The sequence below is a fragment of the Herpetosiphon sp. NSE202 genome (assembly GCF_042688385.1).
In the GTDB taxonomy this organism is placed as follows: domain Bacteria; phylum Chloroflexota; class Chloroflexia; order Chloroflexales; family Herpetosiphonaceae; genus Herpetosiphon.
The window spans coordinates 24,106-33,836 of record NZ_JBHUPY010000011.1 but is presented as its reverse complement, the minus strand read 5'-3'; the positions used below and the strand labels follow the sequence as shown (position 1 = coordinate 33,836).

Below are 9,731 nucleotides of genomic sequence, written 5' to 3'. Positions count from 1 at the left end.
GTTACCTTCGTCAGACACACAAATAGGAGTTGAGCCAGCCACTGCGCGGCGCTTGTTCGATGCTGCTTTGCAGTGGGCGAAGATCAAGTGCCGCTTGCTCAAGTTCAAGCACTTGATTGCTGGTTTGATCGGTTGGATGCGTTTGAACCAGATAGAGCTTGGGCACACTCGTTTGTTGGTTTGAATAGCGTTGAATTGGGCCACGTGAGGTTGACCATGCGACCTTGGCAAGTGCCTGCACAACCATTTGATCATCGGCGCTGGTTGCTTCGGGCAACGCTTGCGCCAACCACGCCCCAGCCTCGGTTCCTAAAAGCTGAGCTAGGGTTGCAAAAGGTTGCTCATGGGCAGCTGGAAGTTCGTTTGGATGCCATGGCAAACATGTCGTTAGGGCTAGCTTGGTGCGTAACTCAGGCTCGATTGCAAGCCAGGTCATTGGGCTAACGACTAACTGGCGCTTGCCGACAAACGGGCTATCGCTCCACGCTGCTAAAAATTGTTTTGCTTCTGGGCCGCATGCCGTATAAAAGAGCAGCTCGCTAGGGGTTTCTGCCAAATAATTCCAAAGCGGCGCAAAATTGCCGCGATCGGGCGGAACATGGCTCAGGTAGTGGCCTACTGGCTCGCCGCCTGCTTGCTCAAAGCCTGTTACAAGCGCATAATGCAAATCGTAGCCGCTATCGTAGTGGCTCAGTGCATGGATTGTAGTATGCCCCAAATGTTCGGCCGCCCATCGGCCTAAGGCATAGTGTGCTTGCCATAAGCCCAAACTGTGTTGAATAATCCACGAATGCTGTTCGCTGGTGCGCGGAATATTTTCGCCAAGATTGACTACCAGCGTTGGGCGGGGCATGCGTGCCAAAAATGGCGTAATATATTCGATTAAGCCAGTTTGCAGCCAAAGTACCAACACATCGACATGGCGATTGCTGAGCAGCTGTTGAATTTTTTGCTCAAGCATCATTGCGCTCGCCCCAACTGTTTCGCTATAGAGTTGAAGATCGCCGATTGTGCCCGTTTGGACGCTCGCTGCAAGCGCGCTGCGTAAGCCATGCTCAAATGCTTCGTCAATTGGGCTGCGATCGGCTGCCAAGGGCAAGAGCATGCCAATGCCCAAACGCTGATAGTTCATAGGGTTAAAACCTCAACCAGATTAAGTTTGCGACGGAAAGATGCCTTGTAAGGCAATACAAAAATTAATTGTCAAAAAAGGAGCCATATTCAGGTGGGCTTGGCTACCGCCAATATTGCCAACACTCAAGGCGTTCATGGTTCCAGTTGGGCCTGCGCTGGTATAGCCGTTAACCCCGCTTGAACGGGCTGGCGGATAACCACTGCCGCTATTGGCTGGTTGGTTTGAGGCCGCAACAGTATGGGTATGGGTTGGCAGTTCGCTAATTGAAAGCGTATGCGCTTGCTCGCCGCCACGTTGGCCTAAAGTAAAGCTACTGTCAAAATGCACAGGCACGCGTCCGCGTAGATCGGGCAAGGCAAAATTGACGCGGCCATCGCCACCATAAGTTGTGCCTAACAATGAAAAGAGAGCCTGATTTTGGTTGATTGGCAAGAGTTGGCCGTTACACCAGGCCCAACCTTTGGGAGGAAAGTCGAACGAGAATAGCCGAATCTCTGATAAAAATGGTTCTGCCATAACAGTGTCATCCTCTAACTAGCTGTATGCACGCGTTCGAGCTTAGCCACGGGGCGGGAAGACCCCCTGCAAGGCAATAATAAAATTCAGGGTCAGATAGGGCTGGAGATTATTGTGCGGCTGATCGCCGCCAGTCAGCGAAAGCTCTTGTGGCGATAGGGTTGTATCAGGCGTAATTCGAAAGGCATCGGTTGTTTCTGGCGCACCTAAAACATTGCCAACCGGATTGGCATTATTGCCATTGATGCCTACATAATTGAGTTGATGACTATGGCTAGGAATTTCGCTTTGTAATAAGCTGACCGTTTCCGAGCCGCCAGTTTCGCCGAGGTCGTGCAAGCTCAAGCCTGGCCCTTGGCCGGGATGCATGGGCGACCGACCTTGTAAATCGGGCAGGGCAAAGTTGCTTCTGCCATTGCCGCCATAGGTTGTGCCCAAGAGCGAAAACAAAGCAGTGTTTTGTGAAAGCGGCAATAATTGGCCATTGCAAAAAGCCCAACCGACTGGCGCAAAATTAAACGGGACGATGCGAATTTCAGCCACAAATGGGTCGGCCATACAAGTACCTCAACAACTACAACTACTTAACGATTCAAGTCCAAATTTTTCGCCTAGGTTTGCGATGGGAAGATCCCAAACAACGAAATAATAAAATTGATACACAAGTAGGGTGACATATTGGTATGCGGCTGCGAGCCGCCAACTGGGCTAATCGTATTGGCGGCAAAGGGCGTAAGATCGCCTTGGGTTGCGCCAGCAACATACAAATTTGTCGAGCCTGCTTTGGCCCAAATTGCACTTTGGGGAATATTGGTCGTGCCATTGTTTGCGCTAGCCAAGGGAATATGAGTATGAGCTGGCATTTGCGAAACCGTCAGCGTGACTTCTTCAACACCACCAGTTTCGGCCAAAATAAAGCCATTACCTTGATGAATCGGCAAGCGCCCACGCAAATCGGGCAAGGCAAAAGTCGATTGGCCATTGCCCCCGTAGGTTGTGCCAATTAATTGAAACAGGGTTTCGTTCTCTGAGATTGCTAATATTTGGCCATTGCAAAGTGCCCAGCCTATGGGGGCAAAATTGCCACCAAACATCCGAATCTCACCAACATAGGGTTGCGCCATGTGCGATCCTCCAAAAACTAAGGCCGCCATTCCATTTCGGTGTACATACTCAAGCCACCGATAGCTTGAAATCCCAAGCGTTTGTACCAAGCACTTACGCGCAGATTTTCTTTATAGACATACAAGCGAACAGGACGTTGGCTGGCTTTGGCTTGGGCCAAAAACAATTCAAGCAATTTGCTCCCGATGCCACGCCCGCGAAACTGTGGCAAGATCGTTATATCTAAAACGCGCATCAGGCTTGAACTTTGAAATGTGTACCAGTCGCCAATTGCTTGCTGTTTGTGTTGAATAATTTGAAAGCTCGCATCGGGGTAGTGTTGCAGATAGTGGGTGTGCTGAGCATGATATTGCATGCTGATAAACTCAGCTTTGCGCAGATCATCCCAATCGACGCGGGCCATTTCGGCGGCGCGCGTCGAGGCATACAAATTAAGCAGCAGCGACTCATCCTTCGGAGTCACTGTCCGCAAGCTCAGCGGGGCTGCTAATCCAATCATCGGTGATCTCCTTCAGCACACCAAACTCTAGCGTATTAAGCGAACCGCAGCTTTAGCCGTGATTAAACATAGGGTTGGGTTATGCCGCTGCGAATAGCAGTAAGCTGTTGTTGAACCTGGGCTTGATCAAGCGCCGCAAAACTGATTGGCGCTGCTTGGCGTTTTTGGCTGACTAAGAAGTGTAGATAGGTTGGCGCATTGGTCGTTTGGAAGCGATCGATGCTGGTTGGGCCACGCAAGCCTATGTAGCTGGTAGCTTTCGCGCTTGCCGTGGTGCTGGCAATTAACAAGGCCGTATCGTAGCCTAAGGCGTGATGTTGGCTTGGCTCCGTGCCATAGGTTTTGCTAAATGCTTCGCGAAATGCTTGCTGCGTGGATGGATTCCAGCCGCCTGCATAGGCCAATTCGAGGCCTTGTTTGCGCAAGCGTTGAGCGAGGTTTGGCTCAAGGGTTGGGTTGGAGGTAATCCACAGCGCTTTGCTGCTCTGGGTAAAGCTATGCCACCACTGCTGCGATTCGGCGGCGTTCAATGCCAAATAGACCAGATCGGGGTTGAGGCTGGCGACTTTGGCAGCTAGCTCGTCGAAATTGGCCTGCGCATTGACGTTAAAGTCGGCAATGAGCTGTGCTCCACCAGCCAACAAGCCCTGTTCAAAGCCCCATGTGCAATCATAGCCGCTGAGGGTTGTTGAGCGCAGAATAAGCGCCCGTTTGCCACGTTGCTGGCTGGCCCAAACCGCGCTTTGCCAAGCAGCATCGGCCATGCCAAAACTATTGATCACCAGATTAGGGCTGGGATTGGCAACCGCAAAATGTTCGCCGAGCGAGGCTGCAATGATCGTTTGTTGAGGCAAACTTTCGCTGAGCATTTGCAAGCCCAAGGGCGTGCCAAGGCTCAACCAACGGGTTGCTGTCGTTTTGGTGCTCAGAATTTGATCGATCGTTTGGGGGGCTTGAAATTTAAACGTGAAGGGCACCACTGCTTGTGCGCTGGCGAACTGCAAACCGAGCAATAATTCCTGAACTGCATGCTGACTATGCAGTTGCGTGGGCAGACACAGGCCAACCTGCATTACCTCTGGCTCTCGTTGCCGAATAAGGCTTCTCTCGCTGGCAGCCGCTAATTCGGGCATGCTGGCAAGCACCCCTGAGATAGCGCCCAACTTGAGAAACTGCCGCCGATTGATGGCTTGATTGTGATCTTGATCGGACATGGTGGCATCCTCAATTGTATTAAGTTTTTGCTGTGGATCGGGCAATGCGCCAAAAGCATACCATAGCCTTTTAAAACCCTTATAGGTCAAAGGTCATAGGAGGATATAGTACCTAGGCTGATAGATAAAAGATTAAAAACCACCGCATGGGGGTGCGGTGGTGAAATGAGCCTTGGATAAAGCAAACCTTACACTTAGCTCAGGCCAATTTTGAGGCTTGAATAGGCAGTTTGGCCAAAACGGCTGGGCCTAGTTCTGCTAGGCCCACTCGTAACGATGCCAAAACCACAAGTCCTAGACTTCCATGACCTCGGCTTCTTTAGTAGCGCCGATCGTTTCGACCTCTTTTTGGAAGCGGTCGGTCAATTTTTGCAAATCTTCTTGGCCACGGCGCTCGTCATCTTCCGAGATGGCCTTATCTTGTTGCAATTTGCGGATAGCATCTTGGGCTTCGCGGCGAACATTGCGAATTGCCACTTTGCCATCTTCGATTTTGGCTTTGACCTGTTTGACCAACTCCTTGCGGCGTTCTTGGGTCAACTGAGGAATTGCCAAGCGAATGACGCGGCCATCGTTGCTGGGGTTGATGCCCAACTCTGAATTTTGAATGGCCTTTTCGATTGCCTTGATCGCGCCTTGGTCGTAGGGTTGAATCGTCAGCATGCGTGATTCTGGGGTGGCGATATTGGCCAATTGGTTGAGTGGCATTTCAGCGCCATAATATTCAACCTTCAAATCTTCGACCAAGGCGGGAGAAGCGCGGCCAGTACGCACAGCGCCAAGGGTATGGCGCAACGAATCGATGCTCTTTTTCATTTTGGCTTCGGCATCGCGTAAGACATCTTTAACTGTCATACAAAAAACTCCTTGTAGTTGGCTAGCGCTACGCAGAGGTAGCGGGGGCTTCAGTACTGGCATTGCTAATCAAAGTTCCAACCTGCTCACCTAGCACAATTCGTTCCAAATTGCCTGGGGTATCGAGGCTGAATACAATGATAGGCAAGTTATTATCCATGCAAAAGGTCAGCGCCGTACTGTCCATAATCGTTAAGCCACGGGTCAGGGCATCAAAATAGGTGATATGGTCAAATTTGGTTGCGCTGGGGTTGGTGCGTGGGTCAGCGCTATACACCCCATCAACCCGATTTTTGGCCATCAGAATCACATCGGCATCGAGTTCGGCGGCGCGTAAGGCAGCGCCCGAATCGGTGGTGAAATAGGGATTGCCGGTGCCAGCGGCCAAAATGACCACCCGCCCTTTTTCCATATGTCGCACCGCTCGCCGTCGAATGTACGATTCAGCGACTTCATCCATTTTAATGGCTGTCATGGCCCGCGTTTGCATGCCGTTGCGCTCGAGCGCATCTTGCAAGGCCAAGGCATTGATAATGGTTGCAAGCATACCCATGTAGTGGGCTTGGGGTGGTTCCATGCCAGCTTTGATTGCTGGTCCACCACGCCAGATATTGCCGCCGCCAAGCACAATTGCCACTTGCACCCCATGCGCCAACAATCGCTTAATTTCGGCTGACATATAGTTTAACACGTCAGGCGAAATATTGGTTTTGCCATCGCCAGCCAAAGCTTCGCCGCTGAGCTTGAGCAAAACCCGTTTATAGCGTGGTTGCATACCAGAACCCTCCAAGTGAAAGTCAAAAGGTCAAAAGCAAGGAAGAAACAGACACCTGCGTGATTTCAGAAAAAAACCGCCGCCTGCGGATTGAGTACAATCCACAAACGACGGTTGAGAGTGCATAGATTGGGTTGCGCCAATCGTCGCACTGTTTAGTTGCTGCCAACTTCAAAGCGGCTGAAGCGGCGTACGACGATGTTTTCGCCCAATTTTGCAATCGCTTCTTGCACCAAATCTTTGATTTTGACGCTTGGATCTTTGACGAATTCTTGTTCGAGCAAGACGATTTCGCCATAGAATTTCTCGATGCGACCTTCAACAATTTTTTCAACAATGTTGGCAGGCTTGCCGCTGTCGACATTTTGTTGGCGCAAGATTTCGCGTTCGCGCTCGACTTCTGCTTCAGGCACATCTTCGCGGTTGACATAGGCTGGGTTGGTTGCAGCAACGTGCAAGGCCAAATCGTAAGCCAATTTTTTGAAATCGTCGGTTTTGGCCACGAAGTCGGTTTCGCAGTTTACTTCCACGATAGCAACAACTTTATTGCCTGGGTGCACGTAAACTTCAACCCGACCGTCGCTGGCATCCCGTGATGATTTCTTGGCGGCGGCAGCCAAGCCTTTTTCGCGCAAGATTTTGATTGCAGCGTCAACGTCGCCGCTGGTATCCGTCAATGCTTTTTTGCAGTCGAGGATGCCAGCACCGGTACGTTCGCGAAGTTCCTTGACTTGATCCATCGAGATGCTCACAGGGTATTCTCCTTGTTGTAAAAACGGACGAGCATTGTTGCTCGTCCGGGGTTCGGGTGTCTATCGATACTAGGACGGCATTCGCGAGCGCAGGCCGGAATGACCTCGGCCTAGAATGCGTCTTCTTCGTACTTGGTTTGTTCGGCCAAAGCACGTTCTTCGACATGTTGTGATTGACGGCGGTTTTGGCCTTCCAACGCTGCGTCGGCAATTTTGCCAGCCATCAGGCGGATAGCGCGAATCGCATCGTCGTTTGATGGGATTGGGTAATCGATTGGATCGGGATCGCAGTTGGTATCAACCATTGCCACCACCGGAATCCCCAGCTTCTTAGCTTCGCTAATCGCCAAGGTTTCTTTGTGGGGGTCGATCACGAACATAGCTGCTGGCAAGCGTTCCATCGTTTTGATCCCGCCGAATACGCGGTTCAATTTGACGATTTCGTCTTCCAACTTCAGTGCTTCAGCCTTGGTAACCAAGTTGAATTCACCACGGTCGCGGCGCGCTTCCAAGTCGTGCAAGAATTTCAAGCGGCTTTTGATCGTTGAGAAGTTGGTCAACAGACCACCCATCCAGCGTTGGGTTACATACAATTGATTTGAGCGGGTAGCTTCGTCGCGCACAGCTTCTTGAGCTTGCTTCTTGGTGCCTACGAAAAGCACCTTGCCGCCGCCAGCAACTGCATCGGCTACAAAGCGATAAGCGCTTTGCAACGTGGTAACAGTTTGTTGCAAATCAATAATGTGAATCCCATTGCGATCCGTGAAAATAAACGGACGCATTTTGGGGTTCCAGCGCTTGGTTTGGTGGCCGAAGTGAACACCTGCTTCAAGCAGGGCCTTCAGCGACACTACACGGTTGGTAGTTGTGTCGGTCAAGGGATGACTCCTTACAAAATAATGTTTTCCTCCGCCGCCGCAATTATTCCAGCACTGAACCAATCACCCATAGGATCGGCAGGAGCGGTGCCATGCAGACGACGTGCGTCACTAGCGACCAGCCCAAGGCTGGCACACCGTCGATTAGTATAGCACGACTAGGAGTTAAAATCAAAAGGCAAAAGGCAGAAGTCAGAAGCAAGAACAAAGAGCATAGAACATAAAATCAAAAGTCAAAAGGATGAAGGATGAGGGATGAAGCGAGAATATAGAACATAGAACATAGAACATAAAATAAAAAGGCAAAAGTCAGAAGTCAAAAGGATAAAGGATGAAAAGATGTGGCTATGGGCTTTTGGCTAGCGGAACAATTGTTGGATTTCAAACCAATCTCCGCTAGCCAAAAGCCTTCAGCCTATAGCCTCTGGCCTTATTGGTTTGTTGAATTGGCACTGCGGTGCATGCCCTCACCCCCAGCCCCTCTCCCACTGAACGCGGGCGAGGGGAGCACCCATAGATGACCACGGATCATGCGAAAACCACCAGATTAAGCCCCTCGCCCGTCCAACGGGAGAGGGGTTGGGGGTGAGGGGACGGTCGCTCCGCTAGCCAAAAGCCTTACTTCGTGCTCTTCGTGTCCTTCGTGGTTAAAAACTCGGCTACAACAGGCGAATTTTTTCGCGGTGGGTTTTGACTTCGCGGGTGGCATTGCGGGTATCAACCACAACTTTGCTTTGGGCAACGATGTTGGCATAATCAAAAGCACTGTGGTCGGTGATAATCACGCTACAATGGGCTTGTTGCAGTAGTTCATCGCTCAAGGGCACGGTTTGGTATTCATGATTATGGTGATCATAAAATACGGTTACATGCGGATCGCAACAATAGACATTTGCCCCATCAGCCGCCAGCAAATCCATCACTTTGAAGATTGGTGATTCGCGGTAGTCGTCGATGTCTTTTTTGTAGGCCACGCCCAGCAGCACAATCGTCGAGCCTTTGATGCTGCGCTCTTGGTCGTTCAAGGCATGGCTAATGCGATCGCGCACAAAGCGCGGCATGGTCAAGTTGATTTCGCCTGCTAGCTCAATAAAGCGCGCCGAAATATCGTAGTGACGTGCCTTCCACGCCAAGTAGAAGGGATCAAGCGGAATACAATGGCCGCCCAAGCCCGGGCCTGGCGTGAAGCGCATAAACCCAAAGGGCTTGGTCGCTGCTGCATCGATAATTTCCCAGACATTCAAGCCCATTCGGTCACAAATCAAGGTTAATTCGTTGACCAAGGCAATGTTGACGTTGCGGAAAATATTCTCGAACAGCTTGGTCATTTCGGCGGCTGCTGGCGACGAAACCTCGGTTACCGCCGAAACGATATGCCCATAGAACAACGAGGTCAGTTCGTTGCACTGTGGCGTAACCCCACCAACAACCTTGGGAATATTGTGGACTTTGAAATTAACCGAGCCGGGATCGATTCGTTCTGGCGAGAAGGCCAAAAAGTAATCTTCGCCAACCGTTAAGTTGCAGGCATCGAAGGCTGGCTTCAAAACCTCAACGGTTGTGCCCGGGTAGGTTGTGCTTTCGAGAATAATTAATTGACCGGGGCGCAGGCGTTCGGCAATCTCGTTGGTTGCCGCCTCGATGTAGCTCATATCAGGGTCGCGGGCTTCGTTGAGCGGGGTGGGCATACAAATAATAATAATGTCGCAATCACGCAAGCGCTCAAACTGGGCGGTTGCCTCGATCAAATTATTATTGCGCAGCGCAGCCAAATCGCTGCTTGGCACATCGCCGATGTAGCTCACGCCATTGTTGATACTGGCGATGCGTTCGACGCTAATATCGAAGCCAAGCACATTAAACCCAACATTGCCAGCGCGGGCCAACATTGGCAAGCCAACATAGCCCATGCCGATAACCCCAACTTGAGCACGCCGTGTTTCGATCGCGCTGCGTAAATCTGCAAAGGTACTCACGCTAAA

General features: G+C 51.0%; 11 protein-coding genes. All 11 read right to left on the bottom strand.

Annotated features, from left to right (window positions below):
* Positions 1-10 precede the first annotated feature (10 nt).
* Positions 11-1,132: an ABC transporter substrate-binding protein gene (locus ACFMKP_RS13485; RefSeq protein ID WP_382292498.1), complete on the bottom strand. Its 1,122-nt coding sequence runs from the start codon at positions 1,130-1,132 to the stop codon at positions 11-13.
* 21 nt (positions 1,133-1,153) lie between these two features.
* A complete protein-coding gene (locus ACFMKP_RS13480; protein WP_382292497.1) occupies positions 1,154-1,651 on the bottom strand; it encodes a phage tail protein in 498 nt (165 codons plus the stop codon).
* 42 nt (positions 1,652-1,693) lie between these two features.
* Positions 1,694-2,209, bottom strand: a complete 516-nt coding sequence (locus tag ACFMKP_RS13475; RefSeq protein WP_382292496.1) for a phage tail protein — start codon at positions 2,207-2,209, stop codon at positions 1,694-1,696.
* A 53-nt stretch (positions 2,210-2,262) separates the two neighbouring features.
* Positions 2,263-2,775, bottom strand: coding sequence for a phage tail protein (locus tag ACFMKP_RS13470; RefSeq protein ID WP_382292495.1), 513 nt, complete (start codon positions 2,773-2,775; stop codon positions 2,263-2,265).
* A gap of 17 nt (positions 2,776-2,792) precedes the next feature.
* Complete coding sequence (locus tag ACFMKP_RS13465; RefSeq protein ID WP_382292494.1) at positions 2,793-3,275, bottom strand: GNAT family N-acetyltransferase; 483 nt, start codon at positions 3,273-3,275, stop codon at positions 2,793-2,795.
* 62 nt (positions 3,276-3,337) lie between these two features.
* Positions 3,338-4,489, bottom strand: a complete 1,152-nt coding sequence (locus ACFMKP_RS13460; RefSeq protein WP_382292493.1) for an ABC transporter substrate-binding protein — start codon at positions 4,487-4,489, stop codon at positions 3,338-3,340.
* Between the two features lie 294 nt (positions 4,490-4,783).
* The gene (gene frr, locus ACFMKP_RS13455; protein WP_110519021.1) at positions 4,784-5,344 is read right to left on the bottom strand and encodes a ribosome recycling factor; all 561 of its coding nucleotides are present in this window, start codon (positions 5,342-5,344) and stop codon (positions 4,784-4,786) included.
* Positions 5,345-5,372: 28 nt separating this feature from the next.
* Positions 5,373-6,119, bottom strand: a complete 747-nt coding sequence (gene pyrH, locus ACFMKP_RS13450) for a UMP kinase (RefSeq protein ID WP_204756580.1) — start codon at positions 6,117-6,119, stop codon at positions 5,373-5,375.
* A gap of 155 nt (positions 6,120-6,274) precedes the next feature.
* Complete coding sequence (gene tsf, locus ACFMKP_RS13445; RefSeq protein WP_239583929.1) at positions 6,275-6,859, bottom strand: translation elongation factor Ts; 585 nt, start codon at positions 6,857-6,859, stop codon at positions 6,275-6,277.
* A 122-nt stretch (positions 6,860-6,981) separates the two neighbouring features.
* Entirely contained in the window at positions 6,982-7,749 is a 768-nt protein-coding gene (rpsB, locus tag ACFMKP_RS13440; RefSeq protein ID WP_110519027.1) for a 30S ribosomal protein S2, read from the bottom strand.
* Positions 7,750-8,408: 659 nt separating this feature from the next.
* Positions 8,409-9,725: a nucleotide sugar dehydrogenase gene (locus ACFMKP_RS13435; RefSeq protein WP_382292492.1), complete on the bottom strand. Its 1,317-nt coding sequence runs from the start codon at positions 9,723-9,725 to the stop codon at positions 8,409-8,411.
* Positions 9,726-9,731 lie beyond the last annotated feature (6 nt).

Bases quoted from the DNA above. Each gene is read 5' to 3' on its own strand.
- ACFMKP_RS13485 (WP_382292498.1), bottom strand. From the start codon at position 1,132: ATGAACTATCAGCGTTTGGGCATTGGCATGCTCTTGCCCTTGGCAGCC.
- pyrH (WP_204756580.1), bottom strand. From the start codon at position 6,119: ATGCAACCACGCTATAAACGGGTTTTGCTCAAGCTCAGCGGCGAAGCT.
- frr (WP_110519021.1), bottom strand. From the start codon at position 5,344: ATGACAGTTAAAGATGTCTTACGCGATGCCGAAGCCAAAATGAAAAAG.
- ACFMKP_RS13480 (WP_382292497.1), bottom strand. From the start codon at position 1,651: ATGGCAGAACCATTTTTATCAGAGATTCGGCTATTCTCGTTCGACTTT.
- ACFMKP_RS13460 (WP_382292493.1), bottom strand. From the start codon at position 4,489: ATGTCCGATCAAGATCACAATCAAGCCATCAATCGGCGGCAGTTTCTC.
- tsf (WP_239583929.1), bottom strand. From the start codon at position 6,859: ATGGATCAAGTCAAGGAACTTCGCGAACGTACCGGTGCTGGCATCCTC.
- ACFMKP_RS13475 (WP_382292496.1), bottom strand. From the start codon at position 2,209: ATGGCCGACCCATTTGTGGCTGAAATTCGCATCGTCCCGTTTAATTTT.
- ACFMKP_RS13465 (WP_382292494.1), bottom strand. From the start codon at position 3,275: ATGATTGGATTAGCAGCCCCGCTGAGCTTGCGGACAGTGACTCCGAAG.
- ACFMKP_RS13470 (WP_382292495.1), bottom strand. From the start codon at position 2,775: ATGGCGCAACCCTATGTTGGTGAGATTCGGATGTTTGGTGGCAATTTT.